Here is a 22,467-nt window from a genome sequence, read left to right as displayed (position 1 = left end):
GCGGGTCAAGGAACTACAGACAGATGGAAATGTTGCGTATGCCCACAGCCTCCCGTTCGCGATTTGCGGTGCGCCGCAAGGTTTCGATGCTCGGCCTGGTGCTGGGCGTGGTGCTTGGCGGGTGGACCATGACGGCGCAGGCGTTTTTCAACCTGGGGTGGATTCCCGGTTTTTACGTGCCGCAGTGGTATTACAAGCACGGAGCCGTTTACACCCGCGCCATCGTGCCTGGCCCGAACAAGCGCCCGGTGTATGTCGAGTACGACAGCAGCGGCAAGGAAATGCGCGAGATTGGTGAGGCGATAGGCGATTACGAGCGGGCCCAAGTGATGTCCGGCGACGTCTATCGTGCCTACCTGCAACGCCAGAAAGACACGCGCGAGCATTACCCGACTGCGCAGGTCATGGCCGCCACCGAGTACCGCGGCAAAACTTTTAAAACCGTGACCGGCGAGACCATTAACAAGCCGGCCCTGTCGCCTTCGACGCTGACAGTGATGGTGCGCCCCGACAAAGAACTGTTCACCACCACCGGCACCGAACTGCTGTTATTGCAATTGCCGATCAAAGACGGCGTTACGCCTGATGCCTCGAGCAAGTCGCTGCTGCTTAACGCTGAGGGCGCGATCCTCAGCCAGACCGCGAACACCATTGGCTTCCGCGTCGGCTTCTTCGGCAAGGATGGCAAGGTCTCGGACAGCATGACCCGTGACCGTGATGCGCAAATTTACGGTGCCATGCCTGGCGTGGGCGTTTCGCTTGGTGGCTATATCACCGGGGGCTACGCGCTAACCAACGGCGAAGGCAAATACAGCATGCAGTACTTCCTGCCTGCTTGCCCCGGCTTCACCATGGAGTACACCACCCCCGCTTACCTGGAACTGCAATACAAACGCTTCAACCCACGCGGCGGCTCAATGATGCCGTACTACATGACGCGGATGGACTACGACTTCTGCAATGGCCTTGGGGTTTATAACCTGAGCGCGGCGATGATCATCGCCACGGCGGCTACGCCGATTAAACGGCCGATGGATTTTCCGGTTGATTTGATGGTGTTGGATGGCGCCGCTGCGCTACAGAACGCCAAGCTGGGTGATGCCACCGAATACAGCGCCGAAACCAGCGACCGTAAAAGAGCGCTGCAGCAAAAATACGATTTTGACGGAGACGAAAAACCGGAAACCGTGGTACCCGGCAAGAAGGTCAAGAAGACCGTCAACGGCGCGGAAAAAGAGGTGTTCGTCACCACCAGCGTGGAAGAGGCCGAGCTGCAAGGCATTTATCTGTCCAGTCGCAACGAAGCTGCACCCGCGAACACCGAAGAAGACGGCCCTGACTTCACACGTCTGATCGATGTAGCGGCAGACTTCCAAAATCGCGGCCTGCTGCAGAGCATCAGCAAGGAAGACCTGAAAGACACCGATATCTATGTGTTCCGCGAGAGTAACGGCCAGCTGGTCGCCGAGCGCCGAGGTCTGCACGAAGACGAACTGTATAAAACCTATTCCGGCGTCGACGACGCGGCCGGTGCGTTCCGTTACACCATTCAACTGCGCGGTTCGACCGAGAACTACTATTCAATCGCGGGCCGTACAGGCGAGTCCAATTTCGCCAAATGGCAAAGCGCCGGTGGGTTCAAAGAAGAATTTCAGAAACGCAGCGCCAACCACCTCAAGGCCGGCGAACAAGTCCGAATTATTGCCATCAACCGCCCGACCGGTTACATCGGCAGTTCGCGTATTCAGCTGCAATCGTCATTGAGCGGCAATTCGATCGATGTCAACCAGCAGCAGATCGTCATGGGCCCGCCCAATTTGAAAATATGGGCCGAGCGAAAAAATAAAATCGAAAAAGGCATGACCAAGGGCGAGCTGAAAAAGCAGCTGATTGGTAACGAGGGCGCCGGCTTAGGCAGCGATGTCAGCATCGCCATCTACACCGACTGGACCGATAGCGATGGCAGCCCGCTGCCGGAAGAGTTGGCCGATTACGGCTACACCGGGCGATTGGCAGCAGTGGTGTCGGCCAACCGTCTGGCGCCAGCGGGCGCGAACAGCCTGTCGCAATTCAAGATCAAACCCGGCCAGCAAGTGCAAGTCATCCGCCTGCCGGAACAGGTACTGGGCAAGCAGCATCTTTACCTGCAAGTAGCCGGTCAGCCAGAAAACCGAAACCCGGATTTCTCCACCGGCAGCGGCAAAGGCATTCTCCAATACCGACCCAAGCACTATGTGCCGGTGATCGTGCCGGTGAACGATGAAGAAGCTAGCGAAATCAGCCGTCAGGCTTACCGCAAAGTGCGTGATGCCAATCCGCAGCTGGACTTGAAAAAACCGGAGCCGATCTACCAGTGGGTGGCGCGGCCTGAGATGCAATTCAGTCTGTACGAACTGAACCTTAAAGAGGTGCGGCGCAAAGATTACGCCGAAAAAGTCACCAACGTGCTGAACCAGAAGACGCCTTCGTTCGCCAGCAGCGACACCTATATCGGCATCGTCTACGACTTGCTCAAGTCCGCTGCCGGGGCGCTGGAATCCTGGGCATTCGAGGGTGAGCAGCAGTTGGTTTTTGCTTTTGGTGAGCAGGAAGTAAAGGCCACCATTGGTAAGGACCAGAGTCTGGAATTCGAAAACATTGCGCATCTGGGGATGCTCGATCCGGAAGACTTCCTCTCGATGCGCTTGTACGCCAACAACGACGTGAACAACGTGCTCATGGAGTTTGCGTTTGAACATCTGGCATTGGAGCCGTCTGTGCTTGGCTACAACAACCAAACCGACGACACTTGGTACGTAAGTGCAGATGATCCCAAAGTGCCGATGCACGCTACGTTGCTTGGCTATCTGGAACGCAATCCAAAGATCAAAAAGCCCTTAACGCTGAGCTGGAAGGTTGAAGGCGACGGAACCCTGGCGGCCGCCGTACAAAACGATAGCAACACCGGCATTTTCGAAAATGTGCTCACCATGCCCACCAAAGCGGGTAGCACAGCACGTGTTAAAGCGTTGTTGCGAGAAAGCAATTCAGAAGCTGTATTCAAAAAGGTTGTCGTAGAACCTGGTAAACCAGCAAGCATCGATATCGTTGCGAGCGGCACGGCAGCTGCCATGGAGTCGGACCGGCTGACCCTCACAATCACAGTCAAAGACGCCAGCGGTAACCCAGTGGCTGATGGCACCAGTGTCGACATGGCGGTGAACCAGGATGCGCTGATGCCGGAGTATGTGCCCGGCACTGTCAATGGTGTTGCGACACTCACATTGACGGGTAACGCGTTTGCGGTCCCGGATGCGAAGTTGACCGTAAAGTCCGGCACCCTGACTAAAGAGTTCGACTTTGCTATCGAAGGTTTGACGGTGACGCTGGACGGTAGTCCCAGCCAATTTGTGCTGGGACAGCAAGGCATGGTCCAGGCCTTAGTCACTACGAGCTCTGGCAAGCCTGCGAAGGGTGTGCTGGTCACTGTTTCCAGCGATCTGGGCTACTTCAAAGAGAGCCAATACGAGACCGACGCCAACGGTCGGATCACTCCCACTTTCTATGCCGGACAGATGACTGGCCCTGGTAAGTGGAAAGTGCGTGCCGGTTTTGCTGGTGGTACCGAACACAGCTTTACCGTAAAAAGCCCTGACGGCGGAGGCGGGGTGGCAGAAGCGGACGTTCGTGACCTGATGGTGCTCGGCGACCGTCCTGCCGGCGGCGCGATCACCTACAACCGCTACGACGGTACTGCCATTAATCTGGAGTACGAAACCCACGGTAACCTCAGCGTTAAAGGCGCTTCTGGCAGGGTCGTTCAAGTGCGTCTAGGCGATATGAGCGACCCCAATCTGGAGCCGCTGCTTGCCTACTACATGAATGATCTCGAGAACGCGGGATTCGATGATGAGTTTCCCAACCGCGTCCTGAGTGACATCCCTGACGAGCTGGGTTTGCATGCCGGCGTCGGCTTTGATGTCACCGTAGCCCGCGACCATCCACTGGGTCGGGGTTCCAGCTACGAGTTTGATGGCACCTCCAAAATTGAGCTAAAAACCGCGAGTTCCGTGCAGAAGGGCGGGCAAACCGGTTTCCGTATCGATTTCAAAGCGATAGGCAATGGCGAAATTTTCAACCTCGGTGGTGGTCAGCGCCTGAGCTTTAGTGGCACTACGCTGCGTTATGAGGTGGACACCGAAGGTGGCACCTTTAGCGTAGAAAAACCTGCTGTGAGCTTGGACAGCTGGCACGCCGTAGGTGGCCGTTATATGGACGGTCAACTCGAGTTGGAAGTGGACGGCGTCAAGGTCGCCAGCGCGGCCTCAGGTATCGTGCAATACACCAGCAGCTCCCTGCTGATGGGCCAAGGCTTCAAAGGCAAGCTCAACAGCTTCAAGCTCTACGATTGGACTGCGCAACCGCTGGTGAACCTGCCGGGAGACGTGCAGCAGACTAGCCTCACGTTACCAGCTTCCGGCACCGCCACCTTGGCGGTACGAAGCTCCGGTCAGTTGGGCGCGCTGCAAAACGGTTCGAGCCTTCGCGCTGTGCGGGTCGCGGTGACTGTGGATGGCGTACGCCAATTTGTCTCGGTGCTCTCCACCAAGGCCTATATCGAATTGGCTGGACAATACCTGGATAGCAGTGCTGATGCGCCGCCAATCAATGTCGCCAACCTGCAGCAATACCGTCCGCTGCCTTGGTACACGGGGCTGACGATCGCCCCACTTGAATACATGATTCCCAAGGCATACGCCGAAGAGTCATCAGGTGCTTGGGGTTTCCTTAAGGCCGCAGTGAACTTTCTGATCCCCTTGGAAGACTTCAAGGTGCTCGGTGAGCAGCTTTACTACCTGGCCACTGGTGATTGGGAGAAGTTCGACGCCATGCAGCTGACCTTGGCCGCGCTCGGCGTATCAACCGTCTTCCCGGTCATGAAGCCGCTGAAGTTGGTGTTGGCGCCCTTGCAGAAGTTCGTCCGTCTGTATGGCAAAAATCCAATCGTAAAAGCGCTGGCGGCGGTAGTGGGGCGAGCGGCGGAGGAAGCTGCTAAAGGGCGCACCGAGAAACTGGTTTCATTGCTGCCGTATTTTCTTATCGTCGTGGAAATGCTGGAGTCCCCCGACGGGCCGGAAGCTATTCTTTCGATGGTAGAGGCCATTGAAAGTCCGGATGATTTATGGACGTGGATTGAATATTTCAGTATGCCCACCGATGGTTGGGAAGGTGACGAAATACCAGGCGTGTCGGTAATTAATGAGCCAGCGAAAAGTCGTGCCGAGACGATGGTCGCCAGCGCCGTGGAGTTCCTTGTTCCAAGCGCCCATGCTCGCGGCAAACTCACCGCCAACAGACGCAAGGGGAAAGAAGAAGCGGCGAAAATAGTGGCGGCGGCGAAAGTGGCTGGCTCGGCTAAGAATTTTACCGTTGTGTTTAAAGAGATCATGGCGGCTATGCGTGATCCCAATGTAAAGGGAATGAGGAAGCTCATTCACTCGCGCGCTTTGATTATGGCGGCGCTGGGTGTGGTGAAAGGCGCCGGTGCCAACGCGGTGCGCGGCATGATTACCACGCAGCCAAGTGACCGAGTATCGCCGCTGATGCTGGCGACTGCCATTATTTACCTGGAAACACGCATAGTTGATAAAACGGATCCTTTGCCTAAAGAGTTCCAGTATCAAATATGGACGCTCTATGGGCTGTCTTTGGTTACCAAAAGTGAGTCGGGGCGACATGGCGGTCGATTCCATTTGATGATGCTGGCGTATCTTGATGCCCTGCATAAATATTCAGGTGGAGAGCCCGTGATTGATGTGGAGGCCGTGCAAGCAATCAGCTACAAAGACTCCCAGGGCAATCCGCACAAAAACTACCCACGTCGAGTAGATATTGTCCTCGGTAATGCTGCGGAGCAAGAGTGGTACGAAGTTAAGTCATTAGGTAACCCAGGGTTCGTGCCAAGCAAGTTTAATGCTACCAGCGAGTACCACCGCGAGTATTATGCGGATCTGATGGCCTCTCATGGGCTAATCAAATCAAAAACGGTCTCGATGAATTGGCGGTTCCAGAAGTTTAAAGCCAAGGATGGAAGTCGTAGTCCCACCGCTGCGGAATTCAGTAAGTTTAAACCTAAGCAGTATTTGTGCGAGCCTGATACTAGTGTGGATATACCAAAGACATTAGGTGCGGGTTATACAAGTAAAGTTATTGAAATCAGTTGCCGCACAAAACCAGTCGATTTGATGACTAGCAGTATCTTGGTAAAGGATATCCTCTCTAATACGATTGATATTGAAGAGGTGTTTAAGAAAATTATGGAGGAGGCCGGTGATTTTGCGGATTAATAATGGCTGTTGACAAGGGGCTCTGGGCTGAGCGACAAGCCGCCTGGGAGGACATACGCTTTCGATTGTCGGTGAGCGGCTGGCACAAAAAGGCGGCCATTAAAATATTTGAAGCGTACTTCGTTAAAGGTAAAGAACCTAACTTACACCCGCTCGAAGAAGACCCCATTCCGTTGGTCTACAGGCTGTGGTTGGCCGCCGATCAAAGTACTGCGTCCTGGGTCAGAATTACCGAGCGTTTTCTTGCCGGTCCTGAACAGTGGATAACCAACATCAGTCTCGAGCCAACGGGCGATGGTGAATCATGGCGAGAGTTGGTCGGGGAGGCGAGTTGGGGGTTGCAACGGGAAAGAAGCTTGAAAGACTCCTTCGAGATCCTGATGCAGCTTACAACCCTGGACTACCTGGATGGTGTTCGTTGTTGGGCAGGAACCGAGGTGGTTTTGCCGGTCGGCTACATGGGTGGCACCGAAAAGAAGTTATACGAATTTATGACCGGCAAAACTCCTGGCAGTGAAAACCTTCGCTATAAGGGGGAGAGGCTGTTTGTGCCGTCGAGCCATTACGGTGCTCAATGTTACCGAGATTTATGTGTTTGGCTTGACGCTAAGAGGCCCCACAACCCATTCAGTCTTTATAATTATATGGGTGGATTCTGGGTGTCTACGTTTTCTGAAAAAAGAATGGCCGAGGCAAAGGCAAGTCGCACCGTTTTATTTTATCTCGAGTGCTATTTGCGCGTGCTGGCGAGATACCCGCGTGGCCCCGGAGAGCGTGAGTGTCATTGCGAAGAAGTGCGTCAGTTACTTGAGTCCAAGGGTATTCCTGCTGGGCTCAGTGCGTTGTGGGAAAGCGCTAAGCTATTCACCGGTCGAATCGACCTGAACAGTTTTTCTCGGGAAGAGCCGTACTACTTGCTGGAGTAAGCAGACACGGAGCTGGCATTTATTGCACAAGTCAGCAAAGGGCATTGCTGCTGCAATGTTGCTACAAGTAAAAGGGGAAAAGAAAGCAACCTTTTCGTTTAGCCCGAGATTTGTCAGGGAGTTGTTAGCTTTGGCCTTAATGGATCCTCGTTGTACGTGCTGTGCACTTCTTGTACGTCCCCAGGCGAAAGGTTTATTCAATAATATAAGTTCGACGCGGCTAGAAGGGGCGGAATTATCAAGCAGCTCTAAATTACAGTAGAATAATAAATCCGTACCCTTTTCCCGGACAAGATTCAAGAGCTAGAGGCCCAGCTTCAAGAAAAAGCGAATGGGATGATCGGTGATGATGCTCAAGATGTATTAAATGATTTTGAGCTGCCAAGTTTCTTAGAAAGTTATTGTGAGTTGCCATGATGAATGCTATTGGTTCTCTCCCGAGCGAGGCCCCTTTTGTCCACTTCAAAAAACTCTGGCTGTTAGATGACCCGGCGTGGATTAAGAAACGAAAGGAGCAATGGCGACTGTTGAAGACGGAGTTGAAGTTAACCGCCTCTCAGCAAAAAAACCATGTCGCAGTTCTTCGTTTACGGTGAAGCGTTGCCTGCTGTTGAGTCCGGGATCGTGTTGAATAGCTCGGGTATACACGGCTGCAACCGCCTGATTATGACGCCGTATTCCAGTTCTGAAGAGATTGCGAAGTTATACGGTGCGCTACCTTCAAGTGAGCAAGAGCAGGTGTTGATCGCTTTTTTTCGCAGGTCACGCCATATGACTTGCCTGCCTGATCATAGAGAAAAAGTCAGGTTTTTTATTGAAGGCGTATTCCTGCCATTGGTTCAGGAGCGCGAAGTGGGTGTGTCGGCTTTGTCCGGTGTGCTCTTGCGTACAGCAAGGAACTTCATGTATGACGCGGGTCAGCAAATAATCAGTCCAGGTGTGAATAACGATTTTTACGTAATTTACGCGGTCGAATTGTTCGGTGAAATTATATTGAAGCTAGGGGAGTCCGTTGCTGACGACGCCTCTATGCAAGAAATGCTTGATAGGGTCATACAGATTTTGTCGGAGTATAAAGACTCTTCATGTGAAGGCGAACGGAGGGTATTCGTGGATAGAATTCTCAGCCTCTTTCGTTCTTCTCACGCTGCCCCGTGGCTAAAAGCTTCATTTTCCCGTATCGAAGGATAGTATGGCCTGGAACATATTGCTCGGTTTAAAATTTGACGATGTTGAAACGCTCAACACGGTAATTAGTTTTTTGGTAGCTAAAACACGTCCTGACTTTGCGGAAGATGTTGACCCGCGTTGGATGCGTATTTACGAAGCCGTCTTGGATCTCGATTTCCCAGAGGAAATTGTGTCTCGCGGAGACTTCGTTCTGGTTCGCTGGCACGATTGCAATTTTGGTATTGCGCAGCTGGAATATTGGGCAAAGCAATGTCCTGAGCTGTCCTTTGGAGTCGCTTACGTCGAAGGCGATGACAGCGATGAAGAGGAGCCTTCTGAAGGGCGTTTTTACCGTTTTGCCAGCGGCGGATTTAACTGTCTTGCTGGCTGTAATCGCGAGGCCATTACTGGCGACCGCGACTGTGCCGAGGTTGTGGAAAAAGTTTTTGGATTGATGGCGTAGCGAATGGAAGCAAAAAGGTAACCCGTCCCCTTTCGATTGTTTCCTCAAGAAGACGGGTTGCTCCCAAGTCTCCCGGCACCCCACCTCCCCGCCGAACGGCACCCCAACCCTGCGCACTCCCGCACCAATTCCCCCCTCAACCTGTGATTTAATTGCCGGCACTTAGCCAGCCCCCGTCTGGCGCTGTTTAGCGGGCTGTTTTGCCTGTGTTCCCGTCGCTGTTTTCACATGGATTGTGCAATGTCGGTTCCCCCTTCTCTCGATTCGCTCGACACCCCCGCTGAAGCGGTGGCGGTGCGTCGTTTGCCGTTTGCGTTTGCCAAGCGCCATGGCGTGTTGTTGCAGGCGGGGCGGGTGGTGTATCGGCCGGGGGCGGCGTTGATGGCGGTGGCGGAGGCGTTGCGGTTTGCCGGCGCGCCGCTGGATGTGGCGCAGGTGGATAACGCGGCGTTCGATCAGGCGTTGAGCGAGGCGTATCAGCAAGATTCGTCCGCGGCCATGCAGATGGTGGAGGGCCTGGGTGATGACATGGATCTGGCCAGCCTGGCCGAGCGCTTGCCGGAAACTGAAGATTTGATGGAGCAGGAGGACGACGCGCCGATCATTCGCTTGATCAACGCCATTCTTTCGGAGGCGGTGAAGGAAAACGCGTCGGACATCCATGTTGAAACCTTTGAGAAACGCTTGGTGGTGCGCTTTCGTATCGACGGCATTTTGCGCGAGATGGTGCAGCCGCGCCGGGAGTTGGCCGGGCTGCTGGTGTCGCGGATCAAGGTAATGGCCAAGCTGGATATCGCCGAGAAGCGTGTGCCGCAGGACGGACGTATTTCTCTGCGCGTTGGCGGGCGTGAGGTGGATGTGCGGGTGTCGACGTTGCCGTCGGCCAATGGCGAGCGGGTGGTGTTGCGGTTGCTCGATAAGCAGGCCGGGCGCCTGACGCTGACGCACTTGGGCATGAGCCAGCGCGATCAGCGGTTGATGGAAGACACGGTGCGCAAGCCCCACGGCATCATCTTGGTCACCGGCCCGACCGGCTCGGGTAAAACCACCACGCTGTATGCCAGCCTCGTCAGTCTGAACACCGGCACGCGCAATATCCTCACCGTGGAAGACCCTATCGAGTACCACCTGGAAGGCATCGGCCAGACCCAGGTGAATTCCAAGGTCGACATGACCTTTGCTCGCGGGTTGCGGGCGATTTTGCGGCAAGACCCGGACGTGGTGATGGTCGGCGAAATCCGCGACAAAGAAACCGCCGAAATCGCTGTGCAGGCTTCGCTTACCGGGCACTTGGTGTTGTCCACGCTGCACACCAACAGCGCCATCGGCGCGATCACGCGGCTGGTCGATATGGGCATTGAGCCCTTTCTGTTGTCGTCTTCGTTGCTGGGCGTTTTGGCCCAGCGTCTGGTGCGTACGTTGTGCCCGGTGTGCAAGGTGCGGTATCAGGCCGACGCCGCCGAGTGCGCGCTGCTGGGCATCGACCCGGCCACCACGCCGACGCTTCATCGCGCCAAGGGCTGCAGCGAGTGCAATCAGATTGGCTATCGCGGGCGTACCGGTATTTATGAGTTGGTGGTGTTCGATGACCACATGCGCACGCTGGTGCACAACGCCGCCTCCGAGCAGGAAATGACCCGCCACGCCCGCACCAGCGGCCCGAGCATTCGCGATGACGGCCGGCGCAATGTGCTGGCCGGCGTTACCACGGTGGAAGAAGTGTTGCGCGTGAGCCGGGAGGAGTAATGGCGGCTTTCGAATATGTGGCGCTGGACCTGCGCGGGCAGCAGCGGCGCGGTGTGATGGAGGGCGACAGCGCCCGTCAGGTGCGTCAGTTGCTGCGCGATAAACAACTGGCGCCGCTGGATGTAAAGCCCACGCGCAGCCACAAAGAACACAGCGCTGGCGGCAGTTTTCGTTTTCAGCGCGGCTTGTCGGCGGCAGACCTGGCCTTGCTGACGCGGCAGATGGCAACACTGGTGCAAGCAGCCATGCCGATTGAGGAAGCGCTGTCGGCGGTGGCGGAGCAGAGTGAAACGCCGCGCGTTAAGTCGATGATGCTCGCGGTGCGTTCGCGGGTGCTGGAGGGCAATAGCCTGGCGGCCAGCCTCAAGGAATACCCGTCGGCCTTTCCCGAGTTGTACCGCGCCACCGTCGCGGCCGGGGAGCACGCGGGGCATTTGTCGTTGGTGCTGGAGCAGTTGGCCGATTACACCGAGCAGCGTCAGCAGTCGCGCCAGCGTGTGCAGTTGGCGTTGTTGTATCCACTGATTCTCATGGCGACGTCGCTGATCATCGTCGGGTTTTTGCTCGGCTATGTGGTGCCGGATGTGGTCAAGGTGTTCCTCGACTCCGGGCAGAAACTGCCGGCGCTTACCCGTGGCCTGATCGCCGCCAGCGATCTGGTGAAGAACTGGGGCTGGCTGTTTGTGGTGGCGGCTGTGGGCGGCACGGTAATGGCCCGCGCGGCGTTGCGACAGGAGGCCACGCGGCTGCGCTGGCACATTATTTTGCTGCGCTTGCCGGTGATCGGCCGCCTGGCACGCGCCACCGATACCGCGCGCTTCGCCTCGACCCTGGCGATTCTCACCCGCAGCGGCGTGCCGTTGGTGGATGCGCTGGGCATTTCTTCGCAGGTGATTACCAACCGCTCCATCCGCGCCAAGGTGCAAGTGGCCGCGCAAAAAGTGCGCGAGGGCGGCAGCCTCACGCGCAGTCTGGAGCAGACCAATGAATTCCCGCCGATGATGCGGCACATGATCGCCAGCGGCGAAAAGTCGGGCGAGCTCGACCAGATGCTGTCGCGCACCGCGCGTAATCAGGAGAACGACCTGGCGGCGCGCATTGCCATGATGGTCGGCCTGTTCGAGCCGTTCATGCTGGTGTTTATGGGCGCGGTGGTGCTGGTGATTGTGCTGGCCATCCTGCTGCCGATTCTTTCTCTTAACCAACTTGTGGGGTAGCTGAGTGAAACAACGCGTTAAACAGGCCGGCTTTACGCTGATTGAAATCATGGTGGTGGTGGTGATTCTCGGCATTCTCGCCGCGCTTATCGTGCCGCAGGTGATGAGCCGTCCGGACCAGGCCAAAGTGACCGTGGCCGGTGGCGACGTGAAGGCCATTTCCGCCGCGCTGGACATGTACAAGCTCGACAACTTCGCCTACCCCAGCACCCAGCAAGGCCTCGATGCGCTGGTGAAAAAACCGAGCGGTAACCCGGCGCCGAAGAACTGGAACAAAGACGGTTACCTCAAGCGCTTGCCGGTCGACCCGTGGGGCAACCCGTATCAGTACCTGGCGCCGGGCACCAAGGGCCCGTTCGATTTGTACTCGCTGGGCGCCGACGGCAAAGAAGGCGGCAACGACAGCGACGCCGACATCGGCAACTGGGACAACTAAGCCGCCATGCGCGCCGCCCGTGGGTTCACCCTGATCGAGTTGCTGGTGGTGCTCGTCATCATCGGCACGATGGTGGGCCTGGCCGTGCTCTCGATGGGCAACGGCACCGGCAGCCGCGAGCTGCGCAATGAAGCCGAGCGCCTGGCGGCACTGATCGGCGTGCTGGCCGATGAGGCCGTGCTCGACGGCCAGGAATACGGCCTGCTGGTGAATGCCGAAGGGTACCGCGTGCTCAGCTACGACAACCTCTCCGGCACCTGGACCGACGCCGCTACCCAGAAGGAACACCGCACCCCGGCCAGCCTGCGCCTGGTGCTTGAGCTGGATGGCGAAGCGCTAAAACTGCCCGAGCCTGAAGCGCAGGACGACCAGCCCGGCCTGGCGAAAAGCAGCGAAGAAAAGAAAGACCCGGTGGTGCCGCAGGTGCTGATTTTGTCCAGCGGCGAGCTCTCGCCCTTTCGCCTGCGCCTGGAAGAACGGCGCGCTGGCGGCAACGCCTATGCGCTGGCCAGCGATGGCTACCAACTGCCCAGCGCAGAAATGGACAGTTCGCCATGAATCAGCAGCGCGGTTTTACCTTGCTGGAAGTGTTAGTGGCGTTGGCCATTTTCGCCACGGTTGCCGCGTCGGTCTTAACCGCCAGCAGCCGCAGCCTGGTGGTGGCGCAGCAGCTTGAGGCGAAAACCCTGGCGGGCTGGATCGCGGAAAACCGCGTAACCGAACTGCAGCTCAAAGTGCCGACCCCAGGGGAGGGGCGCGACGACAAGAGTCTGGAGTTCGGCGGTCGCGAATGGGAAACCCACAGCGAAATCGAGAGCACCAGCGACAAGGGCATGCGCCGCGTCACCGTATGGGTCGCGCCCAAGGCCGAGCGCGGCAGCACCGGGCCGGTGAAAGACCGTGCGGTGCAAAGCCTGACTGGTTTTCTCTCGGTGCGCAGTTGATGAAGCACGCCGCGCAACGGGGTTTTACCCTGCTGGAAGTGATGATCGCCGTGGCGATTTTTTCCCTGCTGGCCATGGGCACGTACCGCATGTTGTCCACCGTGCTGAAAACCGATGAAGTCACGCGCCAACACGAGCGCGACCTGCGCGAGCTGAGCCGCGCCTTCGCCTCGCTCGACCGCGACATTACCCAAACGCTGAACCGCAGCGTGCGCGATGCCTACGGCGATGAGCGCGCCACGCTGATTGGCGAACTGGGCGCCAGCGATGGCGACGCGGCGCTGGAGTTCAGTCGCAACGGCTGGCGCAATCCGCTGGGCGGCACGCGCTCGCAAGTGCAGCGCGTGCGCTGGCGGCTGGCCGGTGGGAATCTGCAGCGCCTGTACTGGAACGTGCTCGATCAGGCGGTGGACAGCCAGCCGCGCATTCAAAAAGTACTCACCGGCGTGCAGGCCATGCACCTGCGCTTTATGGATGACAAAGGCGAGTGGCAGGAACAATGGCCCTCAAGCCAGAACAACGTCAGCGCCGACGAGGCGAAAAAGTTGATGCCGCTGGCGGTGGAAGTGAAGCTTGAACATCGTCACTACGGCGAGCTGACTCGCCTGTATCGCCTGCCTGAGCCGGGCATGAAAGAAGAGGCCGGCGACGCGCCGGCCGACCCCGACGGCGGTGGCTCGGGCGATAAAAAAGACGACCAAAACGCGCCGGGGAAACCCCCGGTCTCCTCGCCTGAAAAAGGCAGTGAGAGCGAGGCCGCGCTATGAAACGACAGCGTGGCGTGGCGCTGATTACCGTGTTGCTGGTGGTGGCCATCGTCACACTGGTGTGTGCCGGGTTGATTGCGCGCCAGCAACTGTCGATCCGCAATGCCGGCAATCAGTTGATCATCAGTCAGGCCCGGCAATACGCTTTGGGCGGTGAGGCACTGGGCCAGGCGGTGCTGCTGCGCGACCTCAAGGGTAAGGGCGTGGACCCGCGCGCCACCATCGATCATCCGCTTGAAGCCTGGGCCAAACCGCTGCCGGTGTTTCCCATCGACGGTGGGGAAATTGGCGTGGCCATCGAAGACCTCGCCGGGCGCTTTAACCTCAACAGCCTGGTGATCGACGAGCGCGCCAACGACCCGGCCGTGAAGCGCTTCAAGCGCTTGCTGCTGCGCCTGAAAATCGAGCAGCCGTATGCCGAGCGCCTGGTTGATTGGCTCGACAAAGACCAGGAGCCCAACGGCGAGTTCGGCGCCGAAGACAACACCTATCTACTCATGCAGCCGCCTTACCGCACCGCCGGCCATGCCATGCAAGACATCTCCGAACTGCGCCTGCTGCTGGGCATGACCGAGCTGGACTACCGCCGCTTGTTGCCCTATGTGGCGGTGCTGCCGGCCAAGGTGGCGCTGAACGTGAACACCGCCAGCGCCATGGTGCTGTCGTGCCTGAGCGACAGTCTGGACCCGGCCTCGGCGCAAGGCCTGCTCGCCGGCCGTGGGCGCGAAGGCTACAAAGAAATTCGCAGTTTCCTCGACCAGCCGGCGCTGGCCGGCACCGGGGTGACGGCGGCGGGCCTGACCGTGGGCAGTGCCTACTTTCAAGTGCGCAGCGAAGTGCGCCTGGGCGACCGCCGCCAGGTATTGCTCAGCACCCTGCAACGCGACCCCAAGGGCGTGGTGCGCGTACTGCGCCGAGACACAGGCCAGCCGGGCTACCTCAGCCCGGTGGCCGAGCAACCGGGAGAATGACCATGGACTGCCTTTTCTTGCCGCCCGCCTGTGGCCGCGAACTGGGCGAACAGGCCGCGCTGTACTGGCAGCCTGAAAACGGCATCGGCCAGTGGTTGCCCGCCAGCGAATGCGCTGCCAGCCTGGAAGGCCGCGCGGTGGCGCTGGTGCTGCCGATGGAAGCGGCGAGCGCGTTTGTAATCAGCTTGCCGACGCAAAAGGCGCGGTGGATGCGTCAGGCCTTGCCTTACGCCGTCGAAGAATTGCTGGCCGAAGAGGTCGAGCTGTTTCACCTGGCGCTGGGCGACGTGACCGCCGAGGGCCGCTACCGCGTGTTCGCCATTCGCCGCGCGCTGCTGGGCGGCTGGCTGGATGAGCTGCAAGAGATCGGTCTGAACATCGCCTCCATTTACCTCGACGCCGACCTGCTGCCGCGCTCCGGCGAACAGGCGCTGGCGATGGGCGAGCGCGTGTTGCTCGGCGGCGAACTGGACACGCGACTGGCGATTGCCGCCGAGCGCTGGCCGCAGTTCCAGTCGTTCTTCGACACCCTGGTGCAGCCGACTACCAGCGAAGACCCCTACACGCTGTTGGCCCAGGGCCGCGGCAAGGCCGTTGACCTGGCCCAAGGCGAATTTGCCCCGCGCAGCGACAACAAAGCCTGGACCATCTGGCGCCCGTTCGTGGCCGTGCTGGGTGTGTGGGCGGTGCTGTATTTGGGCACATGTGTGGTGCAGGCCTGGCAGTTGGAGCGGCGCGGCGATGCCTTCAACGCTGCGAGTGTGGCGTTGTACAAAGAGCTGTTCCCCGAGGACCAGCGCATCGTCAACCTTAAAGCGCAATTCGCCGAGCACCTGAGCCAGGGCCAGCAACGCGAAGGCGGGTTTATCAGCATGCTGGAGCAGGCCTCCGGTGCGATTGCTGAAGCCAAGTCGCCGCTGTCGGTGGTGCAAGTGGACTACAGCCAGGTGCGCGGTGACCTTGCCTTGCAAATTCGCGCCAAAGATTTCGCCGCCCTTGAGCAGCTTCGCCAGCGTCTGGTGGAAGGCGGCATGAAAGTGCAGCTGGGCTCTGCCAGTCGCGAAGAAGAAGGCATTACGGCGCGCGTCGTGCTGGGAGGTGGCGCATGAACGCCTTGAGCTTATGGAAAGAACAGGCGTTGGCGCAGTGGCGCCAGTCGTCGCTGGGCCAGCGCTGGCAGCATTTACCCAGCCGCGAACGGGTGGCGCTGTCGGCCCTGGCCGGGTTTCTGGCGCTGGTGCTGCTGTACATGTTCGTTTGGCAGCCGATTGTTCAGCGGCTGGAGCGCGCGCGCAGCTACTACGAAAGTCAGCAGGTGCTTTACGCGTACATCCAGGAAAACGCCCCTCGTGCACGCGGCCTGGCCCAGACCAAAACCGTGCTCGCGCCGGAACAACTGCAAGGGCTGGTCACCAGCAGCGCCCAGCAGCGCGGGCTGAACCTGGAACGCCTGGACAACGACGGCAGCAGCGGTTTGCTCATCTCGTTGGCCAAGGCGCCCTTCGAACCGTTGCTACTGTGGCTGAGCGAATTGCAAAGCCAGGGCGTGCGCTTGAGCGAAGTGAACTTCGACAAGGCCGAGACCGGAAAGGTGGATGCCAAGGTGACGCTGCAAGCAGGTGAGTGACAGCGGGCGTTGCTCGGCGGGGAACAGATGGTTCCTTGGGCAGGCGTTCTCTCGCGGGGGTGGATGCGCGAAGGGGGCGTGCGGTGTCTGAGGGTTCGGGATCCAGGGTGCCAAGAGTAAGGCGTATTTCTGAGCGAGCCTGGATCCCCGCCTGCGCGGGGATGACGGTGGTCTTGGTCTGGAACGTAGCCGGTAAACTTCACCCGTCATTCCCGAAGGCGGCGGTCCGACGGTTCGGAATCCAGAATGACGCGGGTGACGCCTGGTTTCTAACACGCGATACGGCGCCAGTCTTATCCGGCCCTCCTACCTCGCGCTCATCGCCCATTCTTGAAAAGTCAGTGAATTTTCCTCAGCAGTCGCGCTCAAAACCCGCAGTAACTCGTGGGTCTGGTGCAGGTTTTAGGGGTAGGACGATGTCGTTTTTGATGGAGAACCATGCATGCGCAGGCTGGGGAGGCGAGATGGCCGAGCGCATTCGGGCGTTCGACTGGTCGAGCACCGGCTTGGGGGCCATCGACACCTGGTCTAAAAGTTTGTGTACCAACGTGCAAATGCTGCTGGCATCCCCCGTGCCCCTGGTGATGCTCTGGGACCAGCCCGGTTACATGATTTACAACGACGCCTACGCCGAATTCGCCGGCGGTCGTCACCCTTATCTGCTCGGTACGCCGGTTGAGTTGGGTTGGCCGGAAGTGGCCGATTTCAACCGCAACATCATGAATGTCTGCCTCGGCGGCGGCACCCTCGAATACCAGAAAAAAGACCTGATTTTGCTGCGCAACGGCCAGCCCGAAGAAGTGTGGCTGGACCTCTACTACAGCCCCGTGTGCGACGACATCGGCAGCCCGGCCGGGGTGCTGGCTATCGTGGTGGAAACCACGGCCCACGTGATCTCCGAGCGCCAGCGCAGTGCAGCTCAAGCGGCGTTTGACGCGGCAAACGAGCGCCTGCAACTGGCCCTTAACGCCGGCGCTTTGTTGGGGTCGTTCGTGTGGGATGTGGCCAACGATCAGCTGTCTGGCGACGAGCGTTTTGCCCGCACCTTTTCCTATCCGCTCGATCAGCCGCTGGACAACCTGCCCATTGCGCTGGCCAACGCAGTGATTCATCCCGACGACTTCTCGCGCGTCGAGCGCCTGGTGCATTACACCCTCACGCAAGGCGGCCCCTACAACGCCGAGTACCGAATTCGCCGCGCCGATGGCGAGTACCTGTGGGTGCAAGCCAGCGGCCGCTGCGAGTTCGACGAGGCCGGCAAGCCGCAGCGGTTTCCCGGTCTGATTTTCGATATTCACGAACGCAAGGTGGCGGAAGAGTCGCTGCTGCAACTGACCCACACGCTGGAGCAACGCGTGGAAGCGGAGGTGCAGGCCCGCGCCGACGCCGAGGCGCGCCTGCGTCAGGCGCAAAAGCTCGAAGCCATCGGCGGCCTGACCGGCGGCGTGGCGCACGACTTCAACAACCTGCTGCAAGTGATCGCCTCCAACCTGCACCTGCTCGCTCGCCAGGAACCGGACAACGCCAACGTGCAGCGTCGCCTTGGCTCGGCGTTGGCGGCGGTAGAGCGCGGTGCCAAGTTGTCTTCGCAGTTGCTGGCCTTTGCACGTCAGCAGCCGCTGTCGCCTGCGGTGTACAGCCTCACCAGCCTGTACGACGGCTTGGGCGAGGTGCTGCAGCGGGCGTTGGGCGAAATGATTCGTGTCGACCTGCAACTGGTCGACGAGCCTTGGAGCGTGCACGTCGACCGCAATCAGCTGGAAAACGCCTTGCTGAACCTGGCGCTGAACGCGCGCGACGCCATGCAAGGTGAGGGCACCATCCGTATTCATGCCGACAACGTGGCGCTCGACGAAGCTTATTGCCAAGGCAAGGAAATCAGCCCCGGCGACTATGTGCACCTGTCCATTTCCGACAGCGGCAGCGGCATGAGCCCCGACGTACTCGGTCACGCCTTCGAACCGTTTTTCACCACCAAGCCCAACGGACACGGCACCGGCCTGGGCTTGAGCATGGTGTTTGGCTTCGTCAAACAGAGCGGCGGCCACATCGACATGACCAGCGAGCTGGGGCAGGGCACCACGGTGCACCTGTACTTCCCGCGCAGCACGCTGGAAGAAAATCCTCAACCCACCACCGGGCTCAACCAGGCGGGCAGCGCGGGCGGCGAACGAATTTTGGTGGTGGAAGACAACCCGGACGTGCGCTGCACCGTAGACGAGCTGCTGCAGCAACTGGGTTACAAAGTGCTGCTGGCAGCCAATGGCGACGCCGCCATGGACGTGCTGCAAAGCGGAGCGGAGGTCGACCTGATATTCACCGACGTGGTCATGCCCGGCACCATCAAAAGTGCCGACCTGGCCGCGTGGGCCAAACTGCAACACCCGGCTATTCCCGTGGTGTTCACCTCCGGCCACACGCGCGACATCATTTCGCGCAACCACCAGCTCACCCCCGACATTCATCTGCTGAGCAAACCCTACGGCCCGCAAGCGTTGATGGACATGTTGCAGAGCGTTTTGAGCAAGTCGGCCTGAGCAAAACCCTCGATTTTGAGCCTCTGGCTTAACCGACTTCACATATTTGCCCTGCTGTTGGTCGATCTGCCTGAACTCCTGAGCAAATTGGCGAGTCCCAGTCGGGTGTACAGAATTCTGGACCAACGTTGTGGAAAGAAGATTTGCAGCGACCCGGCCGGGAGCGCCGGTAAGCAGAGGGAAACCAATGACCGAACTACAAAGCACCGATGAACTGCTCGAAGAGCTCTTCGGCGACCCCCAAGCCGCTGCCGCAGCGGCCCGCGCACGCATGGCCAAGCCAGCGCAGCGCCACGAACCGGAAGATGTGCAACTGCAACTCGACCCCGCCGTGCTCAAAGCCTTCCGCGCCGCTGGTGGCGACTGGCAACAGCGCATCAACCTGGCGCTCAGCACCTGGTTGGTCGAGAACGATCCGAAGCAGATGCACAGCGCTTAAGCGCAGCTTTCAAAAAAAACGGAGCCTTGGGGCTCCGTTTTTTTATGGGCGAAGGGAATGTGGATTTTCCGTGCGCTTTTCTCACTGCATCTCCCGGCGTTGCCTGCGCGCTTGCTGGCTGGGTCGGATTGTTGCGAGACGGCCCTGCGTTCCTAATGGGCTGGAGTTATCCAAGGAAGGACCACCATGACGACGATAGAAAGCACAGCTAATTGGAAGGTAAACATCTACCCAAACGACGATCCGCCTCCACATTTTCACGTGCAAACCCAGGGGGGTGAGTCATTGGTCAACATAGCTACGCTGGCAGAGCGGCGAAGGGGAGCCGATAAGCAAGCGCTCCAAGAAGCGTTGGCCTGGGCCATTCATAACCACACCACACTGGCCCGAGTGTGGGGCGAGCAAAACTGCAGGAGCGACCTATGAACCAGGAGCTGCGAATAGTTGACGTGGAGTCCCTTGGCCAAATGACGTTAGAGGTTACGTGGAGCGACGGCAGTTCACTGAACGTGAATCTTGCGGAACCGATTCAGACCTTCAAGGTGTTGGCGCCCTTGGCCGACCCTGCGTTGTTTAATGACGTGGAGGTGGGCGACTGGGGATTTGACGTCGTTTGGCCCGGCGGCATCGAACTGCCTGCCTGCACACTTTATGGTTTGGCCATAGAGCAAGCGGAGCAAGCCATGCCCAGGTGGGCCTTCAATGAGTGGATGCGCCAGTACGGCTTATCACTGAAGCGGGCAGCAAATACGTCAAACCTTACCCGGCGGACCCTCGCAACTCGTAGCTCTGGACCGAGCCAGATTCCCCATCGCGCAGGCCTGGCGTGCGAAGGCTGGAGCGGGGTGTGTGAGTCTCTCGGCCAGTATGATGTTCAGCCGAATGCAATGCAGACGAAACAGCCGCAGGGTGCGGTGAGGGAAAACTAAGCGGAAGGTGTAGCGGCTGCCCAATAAAATCGGAGCCCCTCACTCTAGGCTCCGTTTTTATGCGCTGAGGCTGCGCCTTCAAATCACCTTCACCGCCCGCCCAATAAACTGAATCGGCCCGGTCGGTTTGCCAATGGGCGAGCCGGTTTTCTGTTCCAGGGTCAGTTCGAACAGCTGGTTGTCTTGCAGCGGCGGCAGTTTATCCAACGGCACGTGCAGGGTTTGCCCAGGCTTGACCAGGCCCAGCGATACCGGCCCTTGCCAGCCATCGCCCTTGGTCCAGAACTCCAGCGCCTTGTCGCTCGGTACTTCAGCCACGCCCAGCGGGATCAGCTGGATTTCGTTCGGGTTGTTGGCTTGCACCACCCAGCCCGGCGCGTTGCTTTGCGGGGCCACCAGTACAACCAGGTAGGTTGGCGTGGCGGACGGTACGGTCTGTGTGGCAAGCAACACGGCGAGCACCAGCGAGGCGCTCAGGCCCACCAGCGTCAGGCCGCGCCACAGGGCTAGCAGGTTCCACCAAGGCGTGGCGGCGGGTGGCGTTTGTCGATTTGCCAGCAGGCTGCGTTCGATACGCGCCCATAGCTGACGCGACGGTGTGTGCGGTTTGGCCAGCGCGGTCAGCGGGTGCAAGCGCTGCTCCCATTCATCTACCGCACGGCGCAGCGCGGGTTCGAAGGGTAGCCGGGCTTGCACCTGGGCGCGTTCTTCTGCCGGCAGGGTGCCGAGCACGTATTCGCCGGCCAGTTCGTTGAGGGCGGCGTCGTCTGTTTCGTGGTGTGTGGTCATCCCATGCACCCTCGTAAGGCCACCAGGCTGCGTTTGATCCAGGCTTTGACGGTGCCCAGCGGCGTCGCCAGCTTGTGTGAAATTTCTGCGTGGGAGTAACCGTCGACGTAGGCGTGAATCACGCACTGGCGGCGTTCGGGTTCCAGTTGTTCCAGGCAGCCGTGGATGCGTTCGGCTTGCATCAGGCTATCCAAATTCTCTGCGCTGTCGTTGCTGCCGGCTTGTTCCGCCAGCGCCTCCAGCGTGTGCGTATCGTCTACTTGAACGTCGCGGCCGTGGCTGCGCAGGTAGTTGAGTGCCAGGTGGCGGGTGACGCTGTAGATCCAGCCACGCGCGGAGCCGCGTTCGGCGTCGAAGCTGCCGGCGCCGGCCCAGATTTTCAGAAAGGCGTCGTGCAGGATGTCTTCGGCCAAGGCGGTGTCGCGCACCAACTGCCGCGCCACGCCAAGCAGGCGCGGACTTTCTTGTTGGTACAAGCGGTGCAACGCCTCGCGTTCGCCCCGGGCGCAGGCGGCCAGCGCGGCGGCGTAGTCAAAAATAGGTTCGGACAAGGTGAGGTTCGTCAGCAGAAGGAAAGGGCACGCGCCAGCCTAGACGACTTTACGCGTGCCCATACGCCGTGATCGTTTCCGGTTATTTGGCGGCCCAGAAAATGTAGTCGGCCTGGTAGCTGACGATTTCCTGTTTGCCTTTGTTGGCGGCGGTGCACGCGGTGGCCGGCGCAACGCCGCCTTTGAGCGCTACACGTTGAATGTAGGTCACGCCGGTCATGGCGCCTTTACCTTCAGCCGGGTTGGCTTTAACCAGTTGATACGGCAGGTTGCCCGCGCCGGACGGTGCTACGGCCACTTGGGTGCCGGTTACTTTCGAACCGTCCTGAGCTTGCCAAGTGGCGGGCGGGCCAAAGTAGGTGCCGACTTGCTTGCCGCTACGGTCGCTGAGCACGGCCTTAGGGCCCACGAAGAACCATTCCATTTGCCCAGCGGCGTCTACTTTGTCGCGGCATTCGTAGGTGATCTCGCCTTTGCCGACGGTTTCCAGGGCCACTTTGTGGCCGTCCGGTACTTTTACGCTGTCGGGCAGTTCCATGGCGGCGTGCGCAGCGGGGGCCAGCAGGCAGCTGGATAGCAGGGCGAGGCCAAGCAGGTTTTTGCTGTTCATGCAGTTATCTCCAGTAGGG

Annotated in this window: 20 protein-coding genes; 17 read left to right on the top strand and 3 right to left on the bottom strand. The window is 59.1% G+C overall.

Annotated elements, in window-relative coordinates:
• Positions 1-23: 23 nt before the first annotated feature.
• The 17 genes from ACZZZU_RS14240 (at position 24) to ACZZZU_RS14160 (ending at position 20,498) form a co-directional block, all read left to right on the top strand.
• The gene (locus tag ACZZZU_RS14240) at positions 24-6,326 is read left to right on the top strand and encodes a hypothetical protein (RefSeq protein ID WP_463550973.1); all 6,303 of its coding nucleotides are present in this window, start codon (positions 24-26) and stop codon (positions 6,324-6,326) included.
• Positions 6,327-6,328: 2 nt separating this feature from the next.
• On the top strand, positions 6,329-7,252 hold the full coding sequence (locus ACZZZU_RS14235; RefSeq protein WP_463550972.1) for a hypothetical protein: 924 nt from the start codon (positions 6,329-6,331) through the stop codon (positions 7,250-7,252).
• Positions 7,253-7,822: 570 nt separating this feature from the next.
• Positions 7,823-8,443 carry a hypothetical protein gene (locus ACZZZU_RS14230; protein WP_463550971.1) on the top strand — a complete coding sequence of 207 codons (621 nt, stop codon included), beginning with the start codon at positions 7,823-7,825 and terminating at the stop codon, positions 8,441-8,443.
• Between the two features lies 1 nt (position 8,444).
• Entirely contained in the window at positions 8,445-8,885 is a 441-nt protein-coding gene (locus ACZZZU_RS14225) for a hypothetical protein (protein WP_463550970.1), read from the top strand.
• 240 nt (positions 8,886-9,125) lie between these two features.
• Positions 9,126-10,631 (top strand): type II secretion system ATPase GspE, encoded by a 1,506-nt coding sequence (gene gspE / locus ACZZZU_RS14220; protein ID WP_463550969.1) that lies wholly within the window; start codon positions 9,126-9,128, stop codon positions 10,629-10,631.
• Positions 10,631-11,848: a GspF family T2SS innner membrane protein variant XcpS gene (xcpS, locus tag ACZZZU_RS14215; protein ID WP_463550968.1), complete on the top strand. Its 1,218-nt coding sequence runs from the start codon at positions 10,631-10,633 to the stop codon at positions 11,846-11,848. The genes gspE and xcpS overlap by 1 nt, the downstream gene beginning before the upstream one ends.
• Positions 11,849-11,897: 49 nt before the next feature.
• On the top strand, positions 11,898-12,284 hold the full coding sequence (gspG, locus tag ACZZZU_RS14210; protein ID WP_240994389.1) for a type II secretion system major pseudopilin GspG: 387 nt from the start codon (positions 11,898-11,900) through the stop codon (positions 12,282-12,284).
• Positions 12,285-12,290: 6 nt separating this feature from the next.
• Positions 12,291-12,842 (top strand): type II secretion system minor pseudopilin GspH, encoded by a 552-nt coding sequence (gene gspH / locus ACZZZU_RS14205; RefSeq protein ID WP_463384255.1) that lies wholly within the window; start codon positions 12,291-12,293, stop codon positions 12,840-12,842.
• Complete coding sequence (gspI, locus tag ACZZZU_RS14200; protein ID WP_122450111.1) at positions 12,839-13,228, top strand: type II secretion system minor pseudopilin GspI; 390 nt, start codon at positions 12,839-12,841, stop codon at positions 13,226-13,228. Before gspH ends, gspI begins: the two co-directional genes overlap by 4 nt.
• Positions 13,228-13,995, top strand: a complete 768-nt coding sequence (gene gspJ, locus ACZZZU_RS14195; RefSeq protein WP_463550967.1) for a type II secretion system minor pseudopilin GspJ — start codon at positions 13,228-13,230, stop codon at positions 13,993-13,995. Before gspI ends, gspJ begins: the two co-directional genes overlap by 1 nt.
• Positions 13,992-14,966: a type II secretion system minor pseudopilin GspK gene (gene gspK, locus ACZZZU_RS14190; RefSeq protein ID WP_463550966.1), complete on the top strand. Its 975-nt coding sequence runs from the start codon at positions 13,992-13,994 to the stop codon at positions 14,964-14,966. The genes gspJ and gspK overlap by 4 nt, the downstream gene beginning before the upstream one ends.
• A 2-nt stretch (positions 14,967-14,968) precedes the next feature.
• The gene (gspL, locus tag ACZZZU_RS14185; protein WP_463550965.1) at positions 14,969-16,075 is read left to right on the top strand and encodes a type II secretion system protein GspL; all 1,107 of its coding nucleotides are present in this window, start codon (positions 14,969-14,971) and stop codon (positions 16,073-16,075) included.
• The gene (locus ACZZZU_RS14180) at positions 16,072-16,593 is read left to right on the top strand and encodes a type II secretion system protein M (RefSeq protein WP_463550964.1); all 522 of its coding nucleotides are present in this window, start codon (positions 16,072-16,074) and stop codon (positions 16,591-16,593) included. Before gspL ends, ACZZZU_RS14180 begins: the two co-directional genes overlap by 4 nt.
• Positions 16,594-17,009: 416 nt before the next feature.
• Positions 17,010-19,130 carry an ATP-binding protein gene (locus ACZZZU_RS14175; protein ID WP_463550963.1) on the top strand — a complete coding sequence of 707 codons (2,121 nt, stop codon included), beginning with the start codon at positions 17,010-17,012 and terminating at the stop codon, positions 19,128-19,130.
• A gap of 187 nt (positions 19,131-19,317) precedes the next feature.
• On the top strand, positions 19,318-19,569 hold the full coding sequence (locus ACZZZU_RS14170) for a BrnA antitoxin family protein (RefSeq protein ID WP_122492203.1): 252 nt from the start codon (positions 19,318-19,320) through the stop codon (positions 19,567-19,569).
• Between the two features lie 186 nt (positions 19,570-19,755).
• On the top strand, positions 19,756-19,995 hold the full coding sequence (locus tag ACZZZU_RS14165; RefSeq protein WP_463550962.1) for a DUF4160 domain-containing protein: 240 nt from the start codon (positions 19,756-19,758) through the stop codon (positions 19,993-19,995).
• The gene (locus ACZZZU_RS14160; RefSeq protein WP_463550961.1) at positions 19,992-20,498 is read left to right on the top strand and encodes a DUF2442 domain-containing protein; all 507 of its coding nucleotides are present in this window, start codon (positions 19,992-19,994) and stop codon (positions 20,496-20,498) included. Before ACZZZU_RS14165 ends, ACZZZU_RS14160 begins: the two co-directional genes overlap by 4 nt.
• 78 nt (positions 20,499-20,576) lie before the next feature.
• Here the strand turns inward: ACZZZU_RS14160 and ACZZZU_RS14155 are convergent, their stop codons facing one another.
• The 3 genes from ACZZZU_RS14155 to ACZZZU_RS14145 all read right to left on the bottom strand — a co-directional run bounded on the left by ACZZZU_RS14155 (position 20,577) and on the right by ACZZZU_RS14145 (position 22,448).
• Positions 20,577-21,287, bottom strand: coding sequence for an anti-sigma factor (locus tag ACZZZU_RS14155; RefSeq protein ID WP_463384248.1), 711 nt, complete (start codon positions 21,285-21,287; stop codon positions 20,577-20,579).
• Positions 21,284-21,838: a sigma-70 family RNA polymerase sigma factor gene (locus ACZZZU_RS14150; RefSeq protein WP_463550960.1), complete on the bottom strand. Its 555-nt coding sequence runs from the start codon at positions 21,836-21,838 to the stop codon at positions 21,284-21,286. Before ACZZZU_RS14150 ends, ACZZZU_RS14155 begins: the two co-directional genes overlap by 4 nt.
• 82 nt (positions 21,839-21,920) lie before the next feature.
• Complete coding sequence (locus ACZZZU_RS14145; protein ID WP_122450026.1) at positions 21,921-22,448, bottom strand: DUF3455 domain-containing protein; 528 nt, start codon at positions 22,446-22,448, stop codon at positions 21,921-21,923.
• Positions 22,449-22,467: the final 19 nt, after the last annotated feature.

Source organism: Pseudomonas sp. AC136, from assembly GCF_979258585.1.
Note: the sequence above shows the minus strand (reverse complement) of the source record. Positions and strands in the feature narration are given on the sequence as shown.